This is a genomic window from Rhodobacter capsulatus (assembly GCF_052363175.1).
Taxonomy (GTDB): domain Bacteria; phylum Pseudomonadota; class Alphaproteobacteria; order Rhodobacterales; family Rhodobacteraceae; genus Rhodobacter; species Rhodobacter capsulatus_D.
In genome coordinates, this window is the sequence record NZ_CP198946.1 from 2,172,481 (window position 1) to 2,195,740 (window position 23,260).

A 23,260-nucleotide genomic window follows, 5' to 3' on the forward strand; every position below is an offset into this window, starting at 1 on the left:
CAGGATGCGGCCGCCCTCAAGCGCCCTCGACCGTCCCTCACCCGCTTGCGATCCCGGAGACCGTGATGACCGACACCGAAACCCTGCCTTTCAGCCATATTCTGCGCCCGTCCGAGCTGGCGGCGCGCAAGCCCACGCGCTTCGACATCACCCCCGATCCCGAGACCTGCACGGCGATTGCCGACTGGGCGGGGATCGAGGCGCTCGCCTCCCTGCGGCTCAAGGGGACGCTGACGCCGAGCGGGCGGTCGGACTGGACGCTCGACGCCGAGTTCACCGCCCGCGTCGTGCAGGCCTGCGTCGTGACGCTGGCGCCGGTCACCACCGATCTGCGCGAAACCGTCACCCGGCGCTATCTGGCGCAGATGCCCGAGCCCACGGGCGACGAGATCGAGATCCCCGAGGATACCGACAGCGAACCGCTGCCCGATCGCTTCGATCTGGGCGCCGTCGCGCTCGAAGCGCTTGAACTCGCGCTGCCGCTTTACCCGCATGCGCCGGGCGCGGCGCTTGGCGCACACGAGGCGACGCCCCCCGGAGCCGCGCCGATCCGCGACGAGGACACCCGCCCCTTTGCCAATCTGAAAAGCCTGCTCGGCAACAAGGACGGGGAGGAAAGCGACAAGTCCTGAGCGCGGCTTTTCGGCCCGGTTTTGACGGCGCCGAAAAAAGCTGCAAAAAGGGCTTGCAACGGGGCGGAACTGCAGTATGTTCCCGGCCTCATTCGAACGCAGGGTTCGCACCCGGTCTGCCGCTGGCTGCCGTGACGAAACCCCAGGAAAAACAGGGCCTTGCGCCCCCAGAACCGAGGTTAGACACATGGCCGTCCCGCAGAACCGAGTCACGCGCTCCCGTCGTAACATGCGCCGTGCGCATGACGCCCTTGTTGCCGCCAACCCGGCTTCGTGCCCGAACTGTGGCGAACTGAAGCGTCCGCACCACGTCTGCGGCGCCTGCGGCCACTACGACGACCGCGAAGTGGTTGCGCAAGCGACTGAAGTCGATCTGGACGACGACGCGGCGTAAGCCCGTCCCTCCGCCATGGTCAAACTGTTCAAACAGGAGAAGACCACGGTGGGAGCAGAAGCTGACGTTACGTCAAGTCGCGGCCGCACTGCAGCCGCCCAAGCGCCGGACATGTCCGGCGCTTTGATTTCCGGCGTCCCGGTTTCCGCCCCGCTCGTGCTGTCGATCGATGCAATGGGGGGCGACCGGGGCCCCGCGGCCGTCCTTGACGGGATCGCCCTTGCGCGCCGGAAATATCCCGACCTGAAATTCCTCGTGCATGGCCCCGAGGCCGAGCTTGCGCCGCTGGTGAAGGCGCGCAAGCTGAAGTCATGCGTGACGATCCGTCATGCGACCGGCGTGGTGACGATGCACGACAAGCCCGCGGCGGTGATGCGCGGCGGCAAGGACACCTCGATGTGGTCGACGATCGATGCGGTGCGCGATGGCGCGGCGCAGGTTGCGGTGTCTTGCGGCAATACGGGCGCCCTGATGGCGGTCTCGATGCTGCGTCTGCGCAAGGTTCCGGGCGTGAACCGCCCCGCCATCGCCTCGTTCTGGCCCTGCAAGAATCCCTCCGGCTTCAACGTCATGCTCGACATGGGCGCAGATGTGAAAGCCGAGGCCCGCGATCTGCTGACCTATGCGCTGATGGGGTCTTCTTACGCCCGCAACGCGCTCGGCCTTGAACGTCCGCGTGTCGGGCTGCTCAATGTCGGCACCGAAGAGCACAAGGGCCATGCCGAGCTGAAGACCGCCGCCGAGATGATCGGCGCGATGCAGGAGCCCGGCGGCTATGATTTCGTCGGCTTCGTCGAGGGCACCGATCTGCCCGGATCGCGCGTCGATGTCATCGTGACCGACGGCTTCACCGGCAACATCGCGCTGAAGACCGGCGAGGGCACGGCGAAATTCGCGGGCGAGTTGATGCGCGAGGCTTTCACCTCGAGCCTGCTCGCCAAGGTCGGGGCGCTGCTCGCCTCGGGTGCGCTCAAACGTCTCAAGGCGAAGATCGATCCGCGCCGGGTGAACGGCGGTGTTTTCCTCGGTCTGAACGGCACTGTGATCAAGTCCCACGGGGGTGCGGACGGCACCGGCGTTGCCGCGGCCATCGACCTTGCGGCCCGTCTGGCGGGTCTGGGCTTTGCAGAACGCCTTGCGGCACGGGTTGCCCTTGCGTCAGCAAACGGTCAGGATGCAGCCTCGGTGGAGGCAGGAGTCGAGAACTCGAAATGACGATCAGAGCGGTGGTCCGCGGTGTGGGGCATTATCTGCCCGCCCGCGTGGTTGAGAATGCCGAGTTCGAGGGCAAGCTCGACACGACGGATGAATGGATCCGGTCCCGCACCGGGATCGAGCGGCGCCATTTCGCCGCCGAGGGGGAAACCACCTCGCAGCTGGCAATCAAGGCCGCCGAGGCGGCTCTGGCCGATGCGGGCATGACGGCCGATCAGATCGACGCGATTGTGCTGGCGACCTCGACACCGGATTTCACCTTCCCGTCTGTCGCGACGATGGTGCAGGCGGGTTTGGGCAACACCACTGCCTTTGCCTATGACGTGCAGGCGGTCTGTGCCGGGTTTGTCTTCGCGCTGACGAATGCGAACGGGCTGATCCTCTCGGGGCAGGCGAAACGCGTGCTGGTGATCGGCGCCGAGACCTTCTCGCGGATCATGGACTGGGCCGACCGGGGCACCTGCGTGCTCTTTGGCGACGGCGCGGGCGCGCTGATCGTGGAAGCGGCCGAAGGCGCGGGCACATCGGAGGACCGCGGGATTCTGGCCACCGATCTGCATTCGGACGGGCGTTACCGCGAATTGCTTTATGTTGATGGCGGCGTCTCGACCAATGGTCAATCTGGCCATCTGCGCATGCAGGGCAATGCCGTCTTCAAGCATGCCGTCTCGAAACTGGCCGAGACCGCGCATACCGCGCTCGACAAGGCCGGGCTGACCTCCGACGACGTGACCTGGATCGTGCCGCATCAGGCCAACCTTCGGATCATCTCGGCCACCGCCGAACGCATGCAGGTGCCGATGGAGCGCGTCGTGGTGACGGTGCAAGATCACGGCAACACTTCTGCCGCATCGATTCCCCTTGCGCTCTCGACGGCGCGGGCCCGGGGCCAGATCAAGGCCGGGGATCTGATCGTGACCGAGGCAATCGGCGGCGGTCTTGCTTGGGGATCGGTCGTCCTGCGCTGGTAAACGCGCGATTACGGTGGAAAAACCCGTATCAACCTTGCCGTGCAAGTCATTGATATTGACTCGGGAAATACTTGCCCCCATCGTGATGTAAATCACTTCGGGGGATTGAGATGTCAGAGAAAACGCTGACCCGCATGGATTTGAGCGAAGCCGTGTTCCGCGAAGTCGGGCTGAGCCGCAATGAATCCGCGCAACTGGTCGAAACCGTGCTGCAGCACATGTCCGACGCGCTGGTGCGCGGCGAGACGGTGAAGATCTCGTCCTTTGGCACCTTTTCGGTGCGGGACAAGACCTCGCGCATGGGCCGCAACCCGAAGACGGGCGAGGAAGTTCCGATTTCGCCCCGTCGGGTGCTGTCGTTCCGGCCTTCGCATCTGATGAAAGACCGGGTTGCCGAAGGCAATTCGAAATAGGACCGGCTCAACCGGTTCACGGGATAAGCCCGAGCAGGAGATGAACGCGCCGCGATGACGAAGTCAGCCGAGGCCTTCCGCACGATTACCGAAGTGGCCGAGCTTCTCGACACCCCGACGCATGTCCTGCGCTTCTGGGAGAGCAAGTTTCCACAGATCAAGCCGGTGAAACGCGCCGGTGGCCTGCGGTATTATCGCCCGGCCGATGTCGCGCTTCTGGTGGGGATCAAGCACCTGCTGCAGGTCGAGGCCTTGCCGATCAAGGAGGCGCAGGCCCGGCTGAAATCGCAAGGCACGAAGAAGGTTTCGGCGCTTGGCGCCGAGATGCTGAGCGCCAACCTGCCGCGCGAGCCTGTGCCGATGGCAGAGAGCGCGGCCGAGGTCGAGCTTGCGCCCGAGCCCCAGGTCGAGCCCGGCGCCGTGAGCGAGGACGCAGAGGCGACCGATGGTCTTGCGGACGCAGGCGGCGCCCTCGCAGATGACCCCATCGACGCGGAGCCCTTGGCCGGGTTCGAGCCCCCGGAGTTCGTGGCAGACTATCCTGCCCCCGCCCCCGAAGAGCCTCTTGCGGCTGTTTCTGACCCCGAAGAACCCGCCCTCGACAGCTGGCATGAGCAGATCGCACTGGAATCGCTCGACGATCCGGACGCGCTCACCGAACCAGCCCCCAGCTTCGAGACGGTGCTGACACAGGACGAGCTCGCCGAAAGCGGCTCCGTCACCGTCATCGCCCCCGAGCCCGCGATTGCGGCGATCGAAGATGCGTCGGCTCTGGACAACGAAGCGCCAGAAGACAGCGTTGAAGTTGCAACGCCAGCACAGATTGTCGAACCGGACGTCTCGTCCTTCTCTGCCTTCGTGGCAGAAGACTTTGTGTCCGAAACAGTGCCCGATGATCTCGACACCGAGACGGGCGATGCGCAGGACCCCGTGTTCGCGGCTGCCCCGAGCATCGAAGAGATCACGCCCGAAGATACGGCAGATCTTGCCGCGCCAGACCCCATTGCCGAACCGGATATCTCGTCCTTCTCTGCCTTCGCGGCAGAGGACTTCGTGTCCGAAACGGTGCCCGACGATCTCGACACCGAGACGGGCGGTGCGCAGGAGCCCGTGTTCACGGCTGCCCCGAGCGTCGAAGAGATCACGCCCGAAGATACGGCAGATCTTGCCGCGCCAGAACACATTGCCGAACCGGACATCTCGCCCTTCTCTGCCTTCGCGGCAGAGGACTTTGTGTCCGAAACGGTGCCCGATGATCTCGACACCGAGACGGGCGATGCGCAGGACCCCGTGTTCGCGGCTGCCCCGAGCGTCGAAGAGATCACGCCCGAAGCAGAGAGCGCGACAGAGCTTGCCTTTGCCCCTGAGACCGAAGCGGACCCGGCTTTCGCCACAGTGGAACTGAGGACCGCACCGACAGTCCCAGATGATGCGACTGCCCCGGAACCTACCGCGGCTTTCGGAGCCGAGAGCGATTTTGCGACGGCAGACTGGGGCACGCCGGAGGCATCTGATTTTACGGCGGAAGAGACCTTCGGGGACATCGCCGATTTTGTCGAACCGGAGCCTGAGCAGGCGCCACTTCCTCAGACCGAGCCCGAAGCCCCTGCCCCGCTTGCGGAAATCGCCGCGGAGGCGTTGTCGGACGCAACGGAGCCCCCCGCGCTGAGCGCCGAAGAACTTGATCGGCTCGATGCAGAGCGCCGTGCCGAACGCGCGCGGGCCGAGGCCGAGCAGCGCGCGCTTGAGATTGCGCAGGCGGCGGTCGAGGAAGCCCGCCGCGAGGCCGAAGCCGTGCGGGCCGAATTGCAGCGGCTGCGGCGCGAGGCAGAGCTCGCCCGGGCCGAAGCCGCCCGCGCCAAGGCCGAGGCGGAACTGGCCGCACAGGTCGCCGCGGCGGCGCTCGCTCAGGCCGCAGCCGAGGCCGAGGCGCTTGACCGTGGCATGCCCTTTGCCGAGGGTCTGGCCGAGCCGGAACCGCTGCCGCACCCCGAGCCGGAACCGGAACCAGAGCCAGAGCCTGAACCCGAGGTGATGGCCCTTCCCGAGCAGGACCTTGACGTTGGCCCGGCGCCCGAACCGGAACCGGAGCCGGAGCCCATCCCGACCTTCCGCTCGCGCCATGTGCCCGAAACGGCGCCCGAGCCCGTCGCAGAACCGGAGCCGGAGCACGAAGCTGCGGAAGTGATCGAGAACGACGAGAGTTTTGACGATCTCGCCTATCGCTTCATCGCACCGCGGCCGATGTCGCGCCCCGCACGGGTTGAGGCAATGGTCGAGCCCGAGGCGGTGCCGGAACCCGAGCCGGAGCCGCAGCTGCCGATTCAGGGCTCGCTGTTCGATTACATTCCGCCGCCGCCGAAGGCGACGCCGGTCATCGAACCTCTGCCCGAACCGGAGCCCGAGCCGGAGCCCGTCCTCGCAGCCGATGCGCCGATCGAGGCCCTGAGCGAGGCGGAACTCGAGATCCTGCCAGAACCCGAGCCAGAACCGGAACCCGAGCCGGAAATCCTGCACGCGCCCGAACCGGAGCTTGCCGCGGCCCCCGCGCCCGAACTGCAAGCCGAACCCGAGCCAGAGCCGCAACTGCCCAAGCCGAGCCGGTTCGTGCCGCAGATCGAGACCGAAACGATCCTCGTTTACGAAACCGACGCGGCCGAAGAGCCTGAAACCGAAGCCGAGGCCGAAGCGGTTTCGGAATTCGATCCGCTTGACCGGGTGGTCTCGCTGATCCTGAGCGGCACCGCGCCGCTGCAGGTGGAGCTGGCCGCGGCCGGGCAGATCGATCCGACGGCGAATCCGCTGGGGGCCCTGCGCGAGGATCTGACGCAATTCGCCCCCGACGATCTGTCGCCGATCGAGCGGATACGGCTGCTGTCGGCGCATGACCGTCTGGTGCGGCTGCAAAGCCGTCTGGCACAGCCGCCGCGGCCGGTTCCGGCCCGGCGCTGAGAATGATCTGCGCCCCCTCCTGCAAGCCCGTGCAAAAAGTTGCGTTTTGCCGCTTGCACCCGACCGCGCAATGGCCCTATATGCGCCTCGTCGGGCCGTGGCGCAGCCTGGTTAGCGCGTCCGTCTGGGGGGCGGAAGGTCGTGAGTTCGAATCTCACCGGCCCGACCATCAAAAGAACGCTCACTCCTTGCGGAGTGGGCGTTCTTTTTTGACCAACTCCTGTTCCGCGAGGCCGCGATGATGCATGGTGTTCTTCCCGACAGTGCCCTGCGCGCGATGATCGCCCGCGGCGAGATCGCCGCCGAGCGTCCGGTGACCGCGGAACAAATTCAGCCTGCGAGCCTTGATCTGCGGCTTGGCGACGTGGCCTACCGCATCCGCGCCTCGTTCCTGGCGGGCCGGGGCCAGCGGGTGGACACGAAACTGGCCGAGTTCGAGATGCACCGGATGAGCCTTGCCGAAGGCGCGGTGCTGGAAAAGGGCTGCGTCTATCTGGTGCCGCTGATGGAGCGCCTCGCCCTGCCCGCTGGTCTGACCGCCGTCAGCAATGCGAAAAGCTCAACCGGGCGGCTCGATCTGCTGACCCGGGTGATCACCGATGACGGCACGGAATTCGACCGCATTCCCGAGGGTTACACCGGACCGCTTTACGCCGAGATCTGCCCGCGCTCGTTTTCGGTGCTGGTGCGGCCGGGGATGCGGCTCAACCAGATCCGTTTTCGCGCGGGTCAGGCGGCGCTGAGCGATGCGGAGTTGAAGCTGCTGCATGCCGCCGAACCGCTGGTGAGCGGCGAGGCGGTGATCGATCACGGGCTCGGCTTCTCGGTCGATCTGCGCCCCGAGACGGGCGATCTGGTGGGCTACCGCGCGAAGCCGCATACAGGGGTGATCGATCTGGACCGGATCGCGCATTATCCCGCCAGCGCCTTCTGGGAAGAGGTCCGCACGCGCGAGGGGCGGATCATTCTGGACCCCGGCGCATTTTATATTCTGGTGAGCCGCGAGGCCGTGGTGATCCCGCCCGATTTCGCCGCCGAGATGGCGCCCTATCTGGCCATGGTGGGCGAATTCCGCGTCCATTACGCGGGCTTCTTCGATCCCGGGTTCGGCCATGGCGCGGCGGGCGGCGAGGGCTCGAAGGGCGTGCTGGAAGTGCGCTGCCACGAGGCGCCTTTCGTGCTGGAACACGGGCAGGTGGTCGGGCGGCTCGTCTATGAGCGCATGGCCGGGCGGCCGGAGCGTCTTTACGGGGCGGGGATCGCCTCGAACTATCAGGGGCAAGGGCTGAAGCTGGCCAAGCATTTCCGCGCTGGGTGAGCGGCGCCTGCCCCGAGGCAGCTGTCTCGCGCAAGGCAGAAATACGAAAGGCCGGGACATTTGCCCCGGCCTTTCTCATGTCTGGCCCCCCGATCAGCCGATGCGGTAGTTCGGGCTTTCGCGGGTGATCTGCACGTCATGGACGTGGCTTTCCTTCAGCCCCGCGCCGGTGATGCGCACGAACTCGCAGCCGCCGCGCATTTTCTCGACCGTGGCGTGGCCGGTGTAGCCCATCGCCGCGCGCAGGCCGCCCACCATCTGATGCAGCACCGCCGCGACCGGGCCCTTGTAGGGCACTTGCCCCTCGATCCCCTCGGGAACCAGCTTGTCGGAGGCCGCGTCCTTCTGGAAGTAGCGATCCGCCGAGCCGCGCGCCATCGCGCCAAGCGAGCCCATGCCGCGGTAGGATTTGTAGGACCGGCCCTGATAGAGGATCACCTCGCCCGGGGATTCGTCGGTGCCCGCAATCGCCGAGCCGACCATCGCGCAGGAGGCGCCCGCCGCGATCGCTTTCGCGAAATCGCCCGAGAACTTGATCCCGCCATCGGCGATGATCGGAATGTCGCCTGCGCCCGCGCAGGCATCCATGATCGCCGTCAGCTGCGGCACACCCACGCCCGCGACGATCCGCGTCGTGCAGATCGAGCCCGGGCCGATGCCAACCTTGACCGCATCCGCGCCCGCCCCGATCAGCGCGCGCGTCGCCTCGGCCGTCGCCACATTGCCCGCGCAGACCTGCACCGAGGGCGCATAAAGCTTGATCCGTTCGACCGCTTTCGCCACGCCCTCGGAATGGCCATGCGCGGTGTCGATCACGATCAGATCGCAACCCGCCTCGATCAGCGCGACCGAGCGTTCATAGCCCGCATCGCCCACGGTCGAGGCCGCAGCGACGCGCAGACGGCCCTTGTCGTCCTTGCAGGCTTGCGGGTGCAGCACCGAATGCTCGCTGTCCTTCAGCGTCAGAAGACCGGTCAGCTTGCCCTCGGCATTCACCACCAGAAGCTTCTCGATCCGGCGCGCCTTCATCAGCTTCATCGCCTCGTCGCGGTCGGCCGGTTCGCGCAGCATGGCGAGGTTTTCGCGCGTCATCATTGCCGAAACTGGGGTCGCGTCATCGGTGGCAAAGCGCATGTCGCGGTTCGTCACGATGCCGACGACCTTGCCCGCGACGTCGACGACCGGAAAGCCCGAGACGTTGTAGCGTTCGCGCAGCACCTTGGCATCGGCCAGCGTCTGCTCGGCCGTCAGCGTGATCGGGTTGTAGACGATGCCCGATTCAAAGCGCTTCACACGCCGCACTTCGGCGGCCTGTTTCTCGACGGTGAGGTTGCGGTGGATCACCCCCATGCCGCCCGCTTGCGCCATGGCAATCGCCATGTTCGCCTCGGTCACGGTATCCATCGCCGAGGACAGGAGCGGGATGTTCAGACGGATCGAGCGCGTCACGCGCGTGGAAACGTCAGCCTCCGACGGCAGCACGGACGAGGCTGCGGGAACCAGAAGGACATCATCGAAGGTGAGGGCCTCGCGAATCTGCATGGGGGACTCCATCGGCAGGGAACGGTTGGCACGTCCCTGTTTCATGGCTTGGCCCCCGACGCAAGCCCTCAGGCGATGGCAGCCCCGGTTTTCAGCGCCAATTCGCCCTTTGCCCACATCTTGTAGATCCGCACCGCGATCGGCGGCACGATCAGCGTGGCCGCGATCAGCGCAATGCCGCCCGGAACCAACAACTCCTCGCCCATGGTCAGCCAGAGCGAGGCGGTCGCCACCAGCGGGAAGGTCAGCGCCCCCCAAAGGGGCGAGAAGCCCGCCGCCAGAAGCCAGCGCAGCCGCACGAGGAAGAAGAAAAGCAGCAACGCCGCGCTCATCGCGAAGACGTAAGACATCGCGACCGCGCCCAGCACCGACGCCGTGGTGCCGATCACGGCGACGGGTGCAAGGTGGATCGCCAGCAGGGGCCGCAGCGGCGCCGGCACGGTTTCCCGCGAGAATTGCTGCAAGGAGACAACCCAGATCGCCACCGCAAACACCAGCGCGACCCAGAACAGCCCGACCGCGATCATCGTCAGACCAAGCTGCGTCGCCACCAAAGCGGCCACGATCCAGCCCGAAAACAGCAGATGCCAGGTCGGATTGACCCGGCGCTGCTCGGCCGGGCCGGTGGCGAAGACATAAAGCATCGCCACCGTCAGCATCACATGCAGCCCCGCCCCCGTCGCCAGAACCGCCAGCGCCGCCGCGGGCAGATAGGGGCCGATTGCCGCCGCCATCAGATAGAGCATCAGCATGGCCGCCGCGAGCCCGGCCCGGCCCGGCAGGATGCGCAGATCCTCAAGCACGACTGCGGGGCGGCGCAGCACCTTGACGAGATAGGTCAGGAAGACAAAGGCGCACAGCAGCGTCACCGCACCGCTCAGCGCCTCGCCGATCGCGGCGGGCAGATCAAAGGCCTGACCGGCCTTGCGCCAGCCAAGCGCCAGAGCCACGAGCCCGAGGGTGGGCGGAAAGATCGCGGGGGGCGTGCGCCGCCACAGCCCGGGCGGCGTCGGTTTCGGGGGAACGGCGGCCATCTTCTCGTCCTGTTTCAACTTAAGGCTGCAAATCGGTTTGGGTCAACTTGCATCATATTTGACGAAAATCTTGCAGTAGAACAATGGCAAAGAAAGGGCAAATCGACAGTGGACGGCGTGTCGCAGAATTTACCCCGGCACGACAGGGCAACCTCAGGCAGATCGGCCGACACCATGCAGTGCCGGGCTTTGACCCGTTTTCATTTCGGCAAGCATTAAGAAAGTATTTACTATATTAGCGGTTAATGGGGTGAGGGAGGACCCAATGCACACCAAATGGAAACAATGCCAGCCCCCACCGCAGCCCGTCACTCTGGCCGTTTCGACATCCGATGGCCGGTTTGCCGCGCAGCTTTCTTTCGTGCTTTTGATGCCTGCGCTCTGGCTTGGCGGCACTGCAATCGCGGGGCTCGCGCACGCACTGCCATGACCCGCTCGACGCTGCCATCAGCTCAACCCAGAGCTGTCTTCACTTAAAGGCGCAGAAACCGCGCCAACGGCCGAAAATGGCGCGCGGATGCGTGGCATCCGGGCCTCGGATGCCACACCCCGAGGCAAACCAAACCGTTGAGTTCACTTGGTTTCGTGGCAGTTCGGCAACATGACGCAACGGTAAGCTCACGCGGACGTGACGTAAGGCCGCAGCCCGAATTGATTCACCTTAACAGCGTGATAGGGTCACCCTCGGGAGAAGAGTTCCACACACTCTAGGGATGAGAATCACATGAAAAAAATACTGATGACGGCGAGCGCCCTAGCCCTTGGCGCCACAGCCGCCACCGCGGGGGGTATTGAACGGTCCAGCCAGTCGACGGCGATCCTGTTCGAAAAAGGCAACTATGCCGAGTTGAACTTCGGTGGCTTCAGCCCGGATGTTTCAGGTGTCGGCCTGAACGCGGCCATGACCGGTCGAAGCGCCCATTCTGGCGACATGGCGGGTGGCTACGGCACCTACAGCTTTGGATACAAAGTTGCGCTGACCGATAAAATCGACGCTGCCGTGGTGCTGGAAAACGCTATCGGGGCAGATGTGAATTACCCGACGGGAACGGACTACTTCCTGCAAGGGTCGACGGCGACCATCGACAACACCTCGCTTACCGGGATGCTGCGTTATAAATTGCCGCAGAATTTCTCGATGATCGGCGGCATTCGGGCACTGCGGACCAGCGGTGTGGTCAGCCTGCCTGCGGTCGGGGCCTATCGCATGAGCTCCTCGACCGAAACGGACTTCGGTTATCTTGTCGGTGTGGCCTGGGAAAAACCCGAAATCGCGGCACGCGTGGCGCTGACCTACAATTCCAAGATCACCCACGACTTCGAAGCCCGTGAATCGAGCGCTTACACAGGCGGCGCAACACTGGACACCGTTTTCTCGACCACGATTCCGGAATCGGTGAACCTGGAATTCCAGACCGGCATCGCCAGAGATACGTTGCTGTTCGGCTCGGTGCGCTGGGTTCACTGGACCCAACTGGAAATCGCGCCGACACATTACACGGTCGACATGGGACAGGATCCGCTTGTGGCCTACAAGGACAATACGTTCACCTATTCGCTCGGCGTCGGACGCAAGTTCAACGACAAGTGGTCGGGAGCCGTCGTTCTGGGCTACGAGAAATCTTCAGGCGAAACGACCGGCAACCTCGGACCGACCGACGGGTTCCGCTCCATCGCGTTCGCGGGAACCTACCAAGCAACTGACAACGTCAAGATCACTGCGGGCGTGCGCTATGTCGATATCGGCGATGCCGTCACCAACCCGTTGATCAGCGGCGATTTCTCCGACAACTCGGGCTGGGGCGCGGGCGTGCGCGTCGGCATCACCTTCTGATCTTTCGAGATCTTCCGAAATACCGCAAAGGCCCGCTTTGGCGGGCCTTTCGCACCTTCCTGACGCATTGTGTTCGGCACAAGTTCCGAGTGGCCTGTCCACCCTGCCCCGGCTAGCGTCGCGCCATGACCACGACCCGCATCCCCCCGCTTGTCTGGGCGCTTCTGGCCGCCCTTGCCCTGATCTGGGGCACTTCGTTCCTGTCGAACCGCGCCGCGCTGACCGGCACCGGCTTTCTGACCACCGTCACCTTTCGGGTCGCCGGGGGCGCGGTGCTGCTCTGGCTCTGGGTCGCCCTGCGCCGCCTGCCCCTGCCGGAAGACCCGCGCTACATCCTGCGCTTCCTGATCATGGGGGCACTGAACAATGCCATTCCCTTTTCGCTGATCGTCTGGGGCCAGCAGCATATCGACTCTGGTCTGGCCGCGATCCTCAATGCCTCCACCGCGCTGTTCGGCGTCCTTGTTGCCGCCGCCGTCTTCCCCGACGAGCCGCTGACGCGGCGCCGCCTTGCGGGCGTCGGGCTCGGCTTTGTCGGCGTCGTCCTGGCCATCGGCCCCGAGGCGCTGACCGGCTTCACCCTCGCCTCGGCCGCGCAATGGGCGATCATCGGCGCCTCGATCACCTATGGCTTCGCGGGCGCCTATGCGAGGAAGGCAATCATCGGCCTCGCCCCCGAGGTCGCCGCCGCCGGCATGCTGACGGGCGGCGTGGTCTGGCTCGCCCCCGCCATGCTGATCGTCGAGGGCGTGCCAAGCCTTGACTACGCCCCGCAGGTCTGGGCCGGGCTGATCTGGCTCGCGCTTGGCTGCTCGGCGCTCGCCTATCTGATCTATTACCGGATCCTGAAACTCGCTGGCGCGGGAAACCTGTCGCTCGTCACCCTGCTGATCCCGCCCGTTGCCATCGTCGCCGGGGCGCTGGTCTATGACGAACGCCTTGGCCCGCATGCGCTTGTCGGTTTCGCCGTGCTGGCTGCGGGGCTTTGGCTCACCAATTCGCGGCCAAAACCGCGTGACGACGCCCGATCCCCGCGCTAAACCGAGGCCGAAACAGGGGGTAAGCATGATCTACGCAAACCGCGCCGAATGGCTGGCGGCCAGCCGCAAACGGGTGCTGTTCTTCGGCATGTCGGGGCTGGGCAAGACCTATCTGGCGAATATGCTGCGCGCCTCGCCCACGGGCTGGTTTCACTACTCGGTCGATTACCGCATCGGCACGCGCTACATGGGCGAATATATCGCCGACAACTTCAAGCGCGAGGCGATGAAGAACCCCTTCCTCGCCGAATTGCTGCTGTCGGACTCGGTCTATATCGCGTCGAACATCACCTTCGACAACCTCGCGCCGCTGTCCACCTACCTTGGCAAGCCGGGCTCCGAGGCGAAAGGCGGGTTGACCTTCGAGGATTACATGATCCGACAGAACCAGCACCGCGGCGCCGAACAGGCCGCGCTGATGGACACGACTTATTTCATCGAGCGCTCGCAGGCGATCTACGGGCTGCCGAATTTCGTCTGCGACTGCGGCGGCTCGATCTGCGAGGTGGTGGACCCCGAGAACCCCGCCGATCCGATCATGAAGGAACTCTCCGAGCATCTGCTGATGGTCTGGATCGAGGGCAGCGAGGAACACACCGACGAGCTTGTCCGCCGCTTCGACCGCGCACCGAAGCCGATGTATTATCAGCCCGCGTTTCTGGACAAGAAATGGCTGCAATACCGGGTCGAGCGCGGCTTGCGCGAAGACGAGGTCAACCCCGATGACTTCATCCGCTGGACCTATCGTCAGGCGCTGGACCACCGTCAGCCGCGCTATGCGGCGATGGCGCGCAACTGGGGGATCAAGGTGGCTGCGTCAGATGTCGCCCTTGTGCGCGACGAGAAAGACCTTACATCCTTGATTGCCTCGGCCCTTCCGGCCTGAGGCCCCGTCTCAACATCTTCTGCCAAGTATCGGAAAGACAATGCCCATCACGCTCCCTGCCACGCTGCCCGCCTTCGACATCCTGTCGCAGGAAGGCGTGATGGTGATGACGCCCGAGCGTGCTGCGCGGCAGGAAATCCGACCGCTGCGGATCGGGTTGCTCAATCTGATGCCAAAGAAGATCCAGACCGAAAACCAGTTCGCCCGGCTGATCGGCGCGACGCCAATCCAGATCGACTTCCAGCTGATCCGGATGACCGAGCATCAGACGAAGAACACCGCCGCCGAGCATATGGCCGAGTTCTACCGCCCCTTCGCCGAGATCGAGGCCTCGGGCGAGAAATTCGACGGTCTGATCGTCACCGGCGCCCCGATCGAACACCTCGCCTTCGAGGACGTGACCTATTGGGACGAGCTGCAACGGGTCTTCGACTGGACGCAAAGCCATGTCTTTTCGACCTTCGGCGTGTGCTGGGGCGGCATGGCGATGGCCTATCACTTCCACGGCGTGGCGAAACACATGCTCGAGGCCAAGGCGTTCGGCTGCTTCCGCCATCGCAATCTGGCACCGACCTCGCCCTATCTGCGCGGCTTCTCCGATGACGTGCTGGTGCCGGTGAGCCGCTGGACCGAGATGAAACAGGACGAGCTCGATCAGGCGGGCCTGCGCACGCTGATCGCGGGCGACGAGACCGGCCCCTGTCTGGTCGAGGACACGTGCCACCGCGCGCTGTATGTGTTCAACCACTTCGAATACGACAGCACGACGCTGAAGGACGAATACGACCGCGACGTGGCGGCGGGCAAACCGATCAACGTGCCTGCGAACTACTATCCTGACGACAATCCCTCCCAGACGCCGACGAACCGCTGGCGCAGCCACGCGCATCTGCTTTACGGCAACTGGGTGAATGCGATCTATCAGGACACGCCCTACGATCTGGCGCAGATCGGCCTCTGATCCGCGCCGGATAGCCCTTGCGGTTGCGGGGCTTCGCAGGCTAAGAGCACCGCATCGGGTGATTAGCTCAGTTGGTAGAGCGCCTCGTTTACACCGAGGATGTCGGGAGTTCGAGTCTCTCATCACCCACCAGCCCCACCGCAAGCCAGCGCAGCCCGATCACTTGCCGTAATAGTCGCGATACCAGGCGACGAAGCGGGCGATGCCGTCGCGGAAGTCGGTCTGCGGTCGGTAGCCGGTCAGGCGCTGCAGCAGCTCCGCATTCGCCCAGGTGGCGGGCACGTCGCCCTTCTGCATCGGCATGTAATTGCGGATCGCGGTCTTGCCGAGGCTCGCCTCGATCGCATCGACGAAATCGAGCAGCCGCACCTTGTCGGAATTGCCGATATTCACCACGCGCCAGGGCGCAACCGGCGACAGGCTGTCGCCCTCGGGCACCACGCCGTCCTCGGGACGCACCGGAACCGTGTCGATCAACAGCCGGATGCCGCGCACGAGGTCATCGATATAGGTGAAGTCGCGATACATCTCGCCGTGATTGTAGATGTCGATCGGCCGGTCATCGAGGATCGCATCGACGAATTTGTAAAGCGCCAGATCCGGCCGCCCCCAGGGCCCGTAGACGGTGAAGAAGCGAAACATCGTCGTCGGCAGGTTCCACAGATGCGCATAGGCATGCGCCATGCTTTCATTGGCCTTTTTCGTCGCCGCATAGATCGTCAGTTGCGTGTCGGCCTTGTCGGTCTCGGCAAAGGGCATCTCGGTATTGGCGCCATAGACCGAGGAAGTCGAGGCAATGAGCAGGTGCTTGACCTCGAGCCGCCGCGCCGCCTCCATCACGGTGAAGGTGCCGATCACGTTGCTGTCGAGGTAGGCACGCGGGTTTTCAAGGCTGTAGCGCACCCCGGCCTGCGCGGCCAGATGCACGATCACCTCGGGGCGGAAGTCGTCAGCCAGCGCGTCGAAGCGGGCGTGATCTTCCAGCATCCCCTCCATCGCGCTGAAATTCGGGTTCTGCAGCAGCATCGCATGGCGGCGCTGCTTCAGCGCGACGTCATAGTAATCCGTCATCCCGTCATAGCCCTGCACCCGGAAGCCCTCGGCCAGGAGCGCCTGCGCCAGATGAAAGCCGATGAACCCGGCGGTTCCGGTGATCAGGATGCGCCGTTGGTCCATATTGCTTTCTCCCATGCTGAAAGGTCCGGCCCGCCTGCGGACACTCGCCCAGATGCCCGCTTGGCCCACCCTTCGTCAAGCCGCGGCGGCGCAGGCATGGCTCGACAGGAGCGGAGCCGCCGCCTAGAACGGTCGGGACAAACACGGAAGAGAGCCATGCCCCCCAAATTCGGAACCAGCGGCCTGCGCGGACTTGTCGTCGAGCTGACGCCGGAGCTGATCGGCGCTCATGTCGGCGCCTTCATCATCGCCTGTCCGACCGGCACCGGCCTCTTCGTCGGTCAGGATCTGCGCCCGTCTTCGCCGCGCGTCGCCGCCGATGTCATCGCAGCGGCACGGGCCGCGGGCCTTTGCGTCACCGATTGCGGCACGCTGCCCACCCCGGCGCTGGCGCAGGTGGCGATGGAAGCGGGCGCCGCCGCCGTGATGGTCACCGGCAGCCATATTCCCGCCGATCGCAACGGGCTGAAGTTCTACCTGCCCACGGGCGAAATCTCGAAAGCGGACGAGGCGGCGATCCTTGTCGCGCTCACGCATCCGGCGCCGACGAGTCGCCCCGGCCCGCTGCAGCTGCGCCCCGACGCCGGTCAGGCCTATGTCGCGCGCTATGTCACGGCCTTCGGCCCCGGGGCGCTGGCCGGGCTGCGGCTCGGGCTTTACGAACATTCCTCGGTCGCGCGCGATCTGCTGCATGACCTGCTCACCGCGCTTGGTGCCGAAGTGGTCCGGCTCGCGCGGTCCGAGACCTTCATTCCCGTCGATACCGAGGCGGTCGACCCCGAGACGCGCCACCAGCTTGCCGCCTGGTGTCGCGACCTTGGCCTTGATGCCATTCTCTCGACCGATGGCGATGCCGACCGCCCGATGCTTGCCGATGCCACGGGACGGGTGATCCCGGGCGATATTCTGGGCGTGCTGACCGCACGGGCGCTCGGCGCAAAGGTGATCTGCACTCCGGTCTCGTCAAATTCGATGGTCGGGATGATCGCCGATTTCACCACCGTCGCGCGCACGAAGATCGGCTCGCCCTTCGTCATTGCCGCAATGGAGGAAGCGCTCGCCGCAGACGCCGCTGCCGAGGTCGTGGGCTTCGAGGCGAATGGTGGTTTCCTGCTCGGCTTCACCGCCAAGGCGCCCGCAGGCCCCCTGCCCGCGCTGATGACGCGCGACGCGGTGGCGCCGATGCTGGTGCCGCTGATCGCCGCGCGCGCAGCGGGCCAATCGCTCAGAGATCTTGTCGCCACCCTGCCTGCCCGCGCCACCGCTTCGGACCGCCTCACCGAAACCCCGACCGAAGCGAGCGCAGCCTTTCTGGCGCATCTGTCCGAGGATGCGACGGCCCGGGCCACGTTTTTGCGCCCCTTCGGTGCCGAGACCGCGCTTGATCGCACCGATGGCCTGCGGATGACGCTGACGGATGGCCGCGTGCTGCATCTGCGCCCGTCCGGCAATGCGCCCGAGTTCCGTATCTATACCGAAGCCTCCGAGATCGAAGCCGCGCAGCAGTTGCTGAGCGCCGCGATGGGCGAGATCAGCGCCCGACTCAAATAGCCCGACCGCAGGCGCTGCCCCTCTCCGCCCGCGGCGACCGATACCGCCTCGGAACGTCAGAGTGAGTCTTTTCGCAATGGCGCGAATCAAAAGATCCGGCGGCGTGTCAGAACTGCCAGCAGCCCGCGCAAAGATCCCGCGAGCCCCCGCGAAGGGGCAGCAAAACACAAATATGTCCTTGGGATCAGCTGGTGCCCGAGGCGAGACTCGAACTCGCACACCTTGCGGCGGAGGATTTTGAATCCCCTGCGTCTACCATTCCGCCACTCGGGCCAGCACGTTGCATCTAGCCCCGCGCGCCGCGTCTGACAAGAGCAAACGGCACGCCAATGTCAGGGCGTCTTGCGCGCGAAAGTATCGCAGGCTCCGATCGCGCCGCTGTCGAAGCCCTGCGCGAACCAGAACTGGCGCTGATCCGAGGTGCCGTGGGTGAAACTGTCAGGCATCGGGCGGCGCCCGGCATTGCGGGCCAGCGTGTCATCGCCGATCTGCGCCGCGGCATTCATCGCCTCTGCCACATCGCCCCGCTCGATCGTGCCAAAATCCTCGGCCGCGTGCTGCGCCCAGACCCCGGCGAAACAATCCGCCTGCAGCTCAAGCCGCACCGAAAGCGCATTCGAGACCGCAGGGGTTGCCTTCGCCCGGGCCGCCTCGACCTTGTCGAGGATGCCCAACTCGTCCTGCACCCTGTGGCCGATCTCATGCGCGACCACATAGGCCGCCGCGAAATCGCCCCCCGCGGCAAGCTCCTGCGACAGGGTCTCGAAAAAGGCGGTGTCCAGATAGACCTTGCCATCGACCGGACAATAGAACGGCCCCGTCGCCCCCGAGGCCGTGCCGCAGGGCGAGGGCGTGGCCTGCGAGAACAGCACCAGAACCGCCGGGTGATAGACCTTGCCCAGATCCTTGCGGAAGATATCGGCCCAGATCTCCTCGGTATCGGCCAGCGTCACCGAAACGAAATCGCCCATCGCCCGGTCGCGCTCGCTCAAGGAGCCGCTGTCTTCGACCCGCGGCGCGCTTTCGCGCTGCAGCCCGTCGCTGTTCAGAAGCGGCGTCAGATCGACACCAAAGAGCCACCCCACCAGCACCAGGGCCACAAGCCCAAGCCCCCCCGCCCCGCCAAGCGAGACCCGCCGCCCGCCCGCGGGACCAGCTTCACGACGGTCCTCGATATTGTCGCTGCCACGACGACCTTGCCACTTCATCGCGCCCCTCCCGATCACGGTTTCGAAATTACCCCCGTAAAGCCACCCCGGACAGGGGGAAAACGTCGCGCCCCGCCTTGACGCCGCCCCCCCGCCTTGCGATGCACGACGAGACACCGGAACCAGCCGCGGGGGCCCATGTTCGAACGACTTTACCGCTGGACGCTCGGTTTGGCCGGACATCCGCGCGCGGACTGGGCGCTGGGGATCATCTCCTTCGTCGAAAGCTCGTTCTTTCCGATCCCGGCAGACGTGCTGTTCGTGCCGATGGGACTCGCGCGGCCCGAAAAGATCTGGCGCTATGCGCTGATCGCCTCGGTCACCTCGGTTCTGGGCGGCATCTTCGGCTGGTGCATCGGCCATTATGCCTTCGACCTGATCGCGCGGCCCTTCCTTGAAGCGACGGGCAAGATGGCGACCTTCGAGTCGCTGCGTGACGGCGCGGGAACCTGGGCGATCTTGGTGATGCTGGTCACCTCGGGGCTGGCGCATATGCCGCCGATGAAGGTGGTGACGATCCTTGCGGGCGTGCTCAGCTTCGATCCGGTGCTCTTCATCCTCTCGGCGATCGTCGCCCGTTCGGCCCGGTTCTATGGGCTGGGCTGGCTGCTGTCGCGATTCGGCGCGCGCATCGCAAGCTTCGTCGAGCGCCGTCTGGTCTGGGTCGCGGGCGGGCTGCTGCTCGTGCTCGCCGCCCTCTGGTTTGTCCTGAAAGGAGCCTGACATGGACCCCGTGCTGACGCCCCGCCGTCTGGTTGCCCTTGCCGCTGCCGGATCGGCCGCGGTTCTCGTGGCGGCGCTGATCTTTCAGGCGCTGGGTTTCCCGCCTTGCGATCTGTGCATCCTGCAGCGCTGGCCGCATCTGGTTGCCGCCGTTCTGGGCGGGCTGATGCTGCTCTTCCGGCTGCCGATGGCCTTTGCCCCTTTCGGTGCCTTGGCCGCGCTGACCACGGGCGCTTTCGGGATCTATCATTCGGGCGTCGAGCGCCACATCTTTGCCGGTCCCGACACCTGCACCTCGAATCCGATCGCCAGCCTCTCGGCGCAGGACCTGATGGCGCAGATCTCCTCGGCGCCGCTGATCCGCTGCGACGAGATCGCCTGGGATCTTTTCGGCGTGACCATGCCGAACCTGAACGCGGTCTTCTCGCTTTGCTTCGCGGGCCTCTGGATCGCGGCCTTCCTGACCGCGCGCCGCACCCGCGGCTGAGCGCGCAAGGGCGTATTTGAACCAAGAAAAAGCAGCCCGTTTTTCCGGGTCCAAATACGCAATCTCTGCCCTTTCCCGCCGACGCCGCCATTCGCCGTTGCACCCAAGCCATGGGTTGCGATATAAAGCGGCACAACAAAATCTGGCAGAAGAAGCCCCGCGTGACCGATATCATCGACACCTCGGACCCCTCCGGCGAAACCCCGAAACGTGCGGCCCATGCAGGCCCCGTCGTTTCCATCGCCGAGGAAATGAAGACCGCCTACCTCGATTACGCGATGAGCGTGATCGTGAGCCGCGCCATTCCCGATCTGCGCGATGGGCTCAAGCCCGTGCACCGGCGCATCCTTTACGCGATGCACGAGACCGGCAACACGCATGACAAGGCCTATCGCAAGTCGGCGCGTCCGGTCGGCGATGTCATGGGGAAATACCACCCGCATGGCGACGCCGCGATCTATGACGCGCTGGTGCGGATGGCGCAGGACTTCTCGATGTCGCTGCCGCTTCTGGATGGTCAGGGCAACTTCGGCTCGATGGACGGCGATAGCGCCGCGGCGATGCGCTACACCGAAGTGCGGATGGACAAGCCCGCCGCCTTCCTTCTGGCCGATATCGAAAAGGATACGGTCGACTTTCAGGACAACTACGACGGCAAGGACAAGGAACCCACCGTGCTTCCGGCGCGGTTCCCGAACATGCTGGTCAATGGCGCGGGCGGCATTGCCGTCGGCATGGCGACGAACATCCCGCCGCACAATCTGGGCGAGGTGATCGACGCGACGCTCGCCTTGATTGAAAACCCCGACCTGACCTCGGAAGGGCTGATGGACTATGTGCCCGGCCCCGATTTCCCGACCGGCGCGCAGATCATGGGCCGCGGCGGCGCCCGCAAGGCCTATCTGGAAGGCCGCGGCTCGGTGATCATCCGGGCGAAAACCCGGATCGAGGAAATCCGCAAGGACCGCTTTGCCATCATCGTCGACGAGATCCCCTATCAGGTGAACAAGGCGGCGATGATCGAGAAGATGGCCGATCTTGTCCGCGAAAAGCGGCTTGAGGGCATTTCCGGCATTGCCGACGAAAGCGATCGTGTCGGCGTGCGGGTGGTGATCGAACTGAAGCGCGACGCGACCGCCGATGTGGTGCTGAACCAGCTTTACCGCTTCACGCCGCTGCAGACCTCGTTTGGCTGCAACATGCTGGCGCTGAACGGCGGCCGCCCCGAACAGCTGACTTTGCGCGATTTCCTGAGCCATTTCATCACCTTCCGCGAAGAAGTTGTGGCGCGTCGCACGGCTTACGAGCTGCGCAAGGCGCGCGAGCGCAGCCACATCCTCTGCGGTCTGGCCGTCGCCGTCTCGAACGTCGATGAGGTCGTGGCCACGATCCGGTCCTCAAAAGACCCGGCCGAGGCCCGCGACAAGCTGATGGCGCGGCGCTGGCCCGCGCATGAGATCGTCGAATATCTGCGGCTGATCGATGATCCGCTGCATCCGGTGAATGATGACGGCACCTATAACCTGAGCGAAATTCAAGCGCGCGCGATCCTCGATCTGCGCCTGCAACGCCTGACCGCGATGGGCGTGCAGGAAGTCACCGACGAGCTTGCCGAACTGGCGGGCAAGATCCGCGATTACCTCGCCATTCTGGCGAGCCGCGAGCGGATCATGGAGATCATCTCCAATGAGCTGCGCGAGGTTCGCGCTGCCCATGCCGTGCCGCGCCGCACCGAGATCGTCGACTGGGCCGGGGATCTCGACGACGAAGACCTGATCGAGCGCGAGGACATGGTCGTCACCATCACCTCGGGCGGCTACATCAAGCGCACGCCTTTGGCCGAATTCCGCGCGCAGCGCCGCGGCGGCAAAGGGCTCGCCTCGATGGCGACCAAGGAAGACGATGTGGTGACGACGCTCTTCGTCGCCAATACCCACACGCAGCTTCTGTTCTTCACCACCGACGGCATGGTCTACAGCCTGAAATGCTGGCGGCTGCCGCTGGCCGGGCGGACCTCGAAGGGCAAGGCGATCGTCAACATCCTGCCGATCCCGCAGGGCGTCTCCATCGCCTCGCTGATGCCGGTCGATGAGCCCGAGGAAACCTGGGACGATTTTCAGGTGTTCTTCTCCACCTCGGATGGCGACGTGCGCCGCAACGCCTTGTCGGACTTCGCCAAGGTAATGAAGAACGGCAAGCGGGCGATGGAACTGCCCGAGGGGGTGACGCTCGTTGACACCCGGATGTGCCACGAAGACGACGACATCATGCTGGTGACGGCTTCGGGCCGCGCCATCCGCTTCCCGGTGCCGGAAGTCCGCATCTTCAAGGGCCGCTCTTCCACCGGCGTGCGCGGCGTGCGGCTGGCCGAAGGCGACAAGGTCGTGTCGATGTCGGTGATCCGGCATTTCGAGGCCGAGCCCTGGGAACGCGAGGCCTTCGTCAAGCGCTTCCGCGCCGAGCTTGGCAGCGAGACCGAGGACGAGGCCGAAACCGAGGTCGATGCAGAAGATGACGCCGAGGGCGCCGAAGGCGTGCTGTCGGATGCGCGCTACGCGGAAATGCTGGCGGCACAGGATCTGATCCTGACGATCACCGCCAAGGGTTTGGGCAAGATCTCCTCGAGCCACAGCTACCCGGTGCGCGGCCGTGGCGGCCAGGGCGTCACCGCCTTTGAAAAGTCGATGCGGGGCGGGGCGCTGGTGGCCTCGTTCCCGGTCGAGCCGACCGATCAGGTGATGCTGGCCACCTCGACCGGCCAATCGATCCGCTGCCCGGTGGCGGGAATTTCCTTCCGCTCGCGCTCGGCAGGCGGGGTGAAGGTGTTCAACACCGGTGCCGACGAAGAAGTGGTCTCGGTCGCCCGCGTTGCCGATCCAGGCGACGAAGACGGCGCCGAAGCCTGAGAACAAGATCAAGAACG

General features: G+C 65.2%; 19 protein-coding genes and 3 tRNA genes. 17 read left to right on the forward strand and 5 right to left on the reverse strand.

Annotated features, from left to right (window positions below):
• Positions 1-65: 65 nt before the first annotated feature.
• The 8 genes from ACTTAI_RS11570 to ACTTAI_RS11605 all read left to right on the forward strand — a co-directional run bounded on the left by ACTTAI_RS11570 (position 66) and on the right by ACTTAI_RS11605 (position 7,895).
• A complete protein-coding gene (locus ACTTAI_RS11570) occupies positions 66-632 on the forward strand; it encodes a YceD family protein (protein ID WP_444451714.1) in 567 nt (188 codons plus the stop codon).
• A gap of 187 nt (positions 633-819) precedes the next feature.
• The gene (gene rpmF, locus ACTTAI_RS11575; RefSeq protein WP_023912988.1) at positions 820-1,026 is read left to right on the forward strand and encodes a 50S ribosomal protein L32; all 207 of its coding nucleotides are present in this window, start codon (positions 820-822) and stop codon (positions 1,024-1,026) included.
• 111 nt (positions 1,027-1,137) lie between these two features.
• Positions 1,138-2,241: a phosphate acyltransferase PlsX gene (plsX, locus tag ACTTAI_RS11580; RefSeq protein WP_444451715.1), complete on the forward strand. Its 1,104-nt coding sequence runs from the start codon at positions 1,138-1,140 to the stop codon at positions 2,239-2,241.
• Positions 2,238-3,212: a beta-ketoacyl-ACP synthase III gene (locus tag ACTTAI_RS11585; protein ID WP_444451716.1), complete on the forward strand. Its 975-nt coding sequence runs from the start codon at positions 2,238-2,240 to the stop codon at positions 3,210-3,212. Before plsX ends, ACTTAI_RS11585 begins: the two co-directional genes overlap by 4 nt.
• A gap of 110 nt (positions 3,213-3,322) precedes the next feature.
• The gene (ihfA, locus tag ACTTAI_RS11590; RefSeq protein ID WP_110804145.1) at positions 3,323-3,625 is read left to right on the forward strand and encodes an integration host factor subunit alpha; all 303 of its coding nucleotides are present in this window, start codon (positions 3,323-3,325) and stop codon (positions 3,623-3,625) included.
• A gap of 54 nt (positions 3,626-3,679) precedes the next feature.
• On the forward strand, positions 3,680-6,577 hold the full coding sequence (locus ACTTAI_RS11595; RefSeq protein WP_444451717.1) for a MerR family transcriptional regulator: 2,898 nt from the start codon (positions 3,680-3,682) through the stop codon (positions 6,575-6,577).
• A gap of 91 nt (positions 6,578-6,668) precedes the next feature.
• Positions 6,669-6,746: transfer RNA gene (locus ACTTAI_RS11600), tRNA-Pro, on the forward strand.
• A 72-nt stretch (positions 6,747-6,818) separates the two neighbouring features.
• A complete protein-coding gene (locus ACTTAI_RS11605) occupies positions 6,819-7,895 on the forward strand; it encodes a 2'-deoxycytidine 5'-triphosphate deaminase (protein WP_444455746.1) in 1,077 nt (358 codons plus the stop codon).
• Between the two features lie 93 nt (positions 7,896-7,988).
• Here the strand turns inward: ACTTAI_RS11605 and guaB are convergent, their stop codons facing one another.
• Complete coding sequence (guaB, locus tag ACTTAI_RS11610) at positions 7,989-9,437, reverse strand: IMP dehydrogenase (protein ID WP_444451718.1); 1,449 nt, start codon at positions 9,435-9,437, stop codon at positions 7,989-7,991.
• A 68-nt stretch (positions 9,438-9,505) separates the two neighbouring features.
• Complete coding sequence (locus ACTTAI_RS11615; RefSeq protein WP_444451719.1) at positions 9,506-10,471, reverse strand: tellurium resistance protein; 966 nt, start codon at positions 10,469-10,471, stop codon at positions 9,506-9,508.
• 724 nt (positions 10,472-11,195) lie between these two features.
• Here ACTTAI_RS11615 and ACTTAI_RS11620 point away from each other — a divergent pair.
• From ACTTAI_RS11620 to ACTTAI_RS11640, 5 genes are all read left to right on the forward strand, one after another.
• Positions 11,196-12,305 carry an outer membrane protein transport protein gene (locus ACTTAI_RS11620; RefSeq protein ID WP_444451720.1) on the forward strand — a complete coding sequence of 370 codons (1,110 nt, stop codon included), beginning with the start codon at positions 11,196-11,198 and terminating at the stop codon, positions 12,303-12,305.
• Between the two features lie 125 nt (positions 12,306-12,430).
• A complete protein-coding gene (locus tag ACTTAI_RS11625) occupies positions 12,431-13,345 on the forward strand; it encodes a DMT family transporter (RefSeq protein WP_444451721.1) in 915 nt (304 codons plus the stop codon).
• A 25-nt stretch (positions 13,346-13,370) separates the two neighbouring features.
• Positions 13,371-14,231 (forward strand): ATPase, encoded by an 861-nt coding sequence (locus ACTTAI_RS11630; RefSeq protein WP_444451722.1) that lies wholly within the window; start codon positions 13,371-13,373, stop codon positions 14,229-14,231.
• A 40-nt stretch (positions 14,232-14,271) separates the two neighbouring features.
• The gene (locus tag ACTTAI_RS11635; protein ID WP_444451723.1) at positions 14,272-15,192 is read left to right on the forward strand and encodes a homoserine O-succinyltransferase; all 921 of its coding nucleotides are present in this window, start codon (positions 14,272-14,274) and stop codon (positions 15,190-15,192) included.
• 56 nt (positions 15,193-15,248) lie between these two features.
• Positions 15,249-15,324, forward strand: a tRNA-Val gene (locus ACTTAI_RS11640).
• A 27-nt stretch (positions 15,325-15,351) separates the two neighbouring features.
• Here the strand turns inward: ACTTAI_RS11640 and ACTTAI_RS11645 are convergent.
• Positions 15,352-16,368, reverse strand: a complete 1,017-nt coding sequence (locus ACTTAI_RS11645) for an SDR family NAD(P)-dependent oxidoreductase (protein WP_444451724.1) — start codon at positions 16,366-16,368, stop codon at positions 15,352-15,354.
• A 156-nt stretch (positions 16,369-16,524) separates the two neighbouring features.
• Here ACTTAI_RS11645 and ACTTAI_RS11650 point away from each other — a divergent pair, with 156 nt between their 5' ends.
• Positions 16,525-17,919, forward strand: coding sequence for a phosphomannomutase (locus ACTTAI_RS11650; protein WP_444451725.1), 1,395 nt, complete (start codon positions 16,525-16,527; stop codon positions 17,917-17,919).
• 189 nt (positions 17,920-18,108) lie between these two features.
• Here ACTTAI_RS11650 and ACTTAI_RS11655 read toward each other — a convergent pair.
• Together ACTTAI_RS11655 and ypfJ are read right to left on the reverse strand one after the other, a co-directional pair.
• Positions 18,109-18,192, reverse strand: a tRNA-Leu gene (locus ACTTAI_RS11655).
• A gap of 59 nt (positions 18,193-18,251) precedes the next feature.
• Positions 18,252-19,127: a KPN_02809 family neutral zinc metallopeptidase gene (gene ypfJ, locus ACTTAI_RS11660; protein WP_444451726.1), complete on the reverse strand. Its 876-nt coding sequence runs from the start codon at positions 19,125-19,127 to the stop codon at positions 18,252-18,254.
• Between the two features lie 138 nt (positions 19,128-19,265).
• Here ypfJ and ACTTAI_RS11665 point away from each other — a divergent pair, with 138 nt between their 5' ends.
• From ACTTAI_RS11665 to gyrA, 3 genes are all read left to right on the forward strand, one after another.
• Entirely contained in the window at positions 19,266-19,850 is a 585-nt protein-coding gene (locus tag ACTTAI_RS11665) for a YqaA family protein (protein WP_444451727.1), read from the forward strand.
• A 1-nt stretch (position 19,851) separates the two neighbouring features.
• Entirely contained in the window at positions 19,852-20,337 is a 486-nt protein-coding gene (locus ACTTAI_RS11670; RefSeq protein ID WP_444451728.1) for a disulfide bond formation protein B, read from the forward strand.
• Between the two features lie 251 nt (positions 20,338-20,588).
• A complete protein-coding gene (gyrA, locus tag ACTTAI_RS11675; protein ID WP_444455747.1) occupies positions 20,589-23,243 on the forward strand; it encodes a DNA gyrase subunit A in 2,655 nt (884 codons plus the stop codon).
• Positions 23,244-23,260 lie beyond the last annotated feature (17 nt).

Bases quoted from the DNA above. Each gene is read 5' to 3' on its own strand.
- ACTTAI_RS11570 (WP_444451714.1), top strand. From the start codon at position 66: ATGACCGACACCGAAACCCTGCCTTTCAGCCATATTCTGCGCCCGTCC.
- rpmF (WP_023912988.1), top strand. From the start codon at position 820: ATGGCCGTCCCGCAGAACCGAGTCACGCGCTCCCGTCGTAACATGCGC.
- plsX (WP_444451715.1), top strand. From the start codon at position 1,138: ATGTCCGGCGCTTTGATTTCCGGCGTCCCGGTTTCCGCCCCGCTCGTG.
- ACTTAI_RS11585 (WP_444451716.1), top strand. From the start codon at position 2,238: ATGACGATCAGAGCGGTGGTCCGCGGTGTGGGGCATTATCTGCCCGCC.
- ihfA (WP_110804145.1), top strand. From the start codon at position 3,323: ATGTCAGAGAAAACGCTGACCCGCATGGATTTGAGCGAAGCCGTGTTC.
- ACTTAI_RS11595 (WP_444451717.1), top strand. From the start codon at position 3,680: ATGACGAAGTCAGCCGAGGCCTTCCGCACGATTACCGAAGTGGCCGAG.
- ACTTAI_RS11605 (WP_444455746.1), top strand. From the start codon at position 6,819: ATGCATGGTGTTCTTCCCGACAGTGCCCTGCGCGCGATGATCGCCCGC.
- guaB (WP_444451718.1), bottom strand. From the start codon at position 9,437: ATGCAGATTCGCGAGGCCCTCACCTTCGATGATGTCCTTCTGGTTCCC.
- ACTTAI_RS11615 (WP_444451719.1), bottom strand. From the start codon at position 10,471: ATGGCCGCCGTTCCCCCGAAACCGACGCCGCCCGGGCTGTGGCGGCGC.
- ACTTAI_RS11620 (WP_444451720.1), top strand. From the start codon at position 11,196: ATGAAAAAAATACTGATGACGGCGAGCGCCCTAGCCCTTGGCGCCACA.
- ACTTAI_RS11625 (WP_444451721.1), top strand. From the start codon at position 12,431: ATGACCACGACCCGCATCCCCCCGCTTGTCTGGGCGCTTCTGGCCGCC.
- ACTTAI_RS11630 (WP_444451722.1), top strand. From the start codon at position 13,371: ATGATCTACGCAAACCGCGCCGAATGGCTGGCGGCCAGCCGCAAACGG.
- ACTTAI_RS11635 (WP_444451723.1), top strand. From the start codon at position 14,272: ATGCCCATCACGCTCCCTGCCACGCTGCCCGCCTTCGACATCCTGTCG.
- ACTTAI_RS11645 (WP_444451724.1), bottom strand. From the start codon at position 16,368: ATGGACCAACGGCGCATCCTGATCACCGGAACCGCCGGGTTCATCGGC.
- ACTTAI_RS11650 (WP_444451725.1), top strand. From the start codon at position 16,525: ATGCCCCCCAAATTCGGAACCAGCGGCCTGCGCGGACTTGTCGTCGAG.
- ypfJ (WP_444451726.1), bottom strand. From the start codon at position 19,127: ATGAAGTGGCAAGGTCGTCGTGGCAGCGACAATATCGAGGACCGTCGT.
- ACTTAI_RS11665 (WP_444451727.1), top strand. From the start codon at position 19,266: ATGTTCGAACGACTTTACCGCTGGACGCTCGGTTTGGCCGGACATCCG.
- ACTTAI_RS11670 (WP_444451728.1), top strand. From the start codon at position 19,852: ATGGACCCCGTGCTGACGCCCCGCCGTCTGGTTGCCCTTGCCGCTGCC.
- gyrA (WP_444455747.1), top strand. From the start codon at position 20,589: ATGAAGACCGCCTACCTCGATTACGCGATGAGCGTGATCGTGAGCCGC.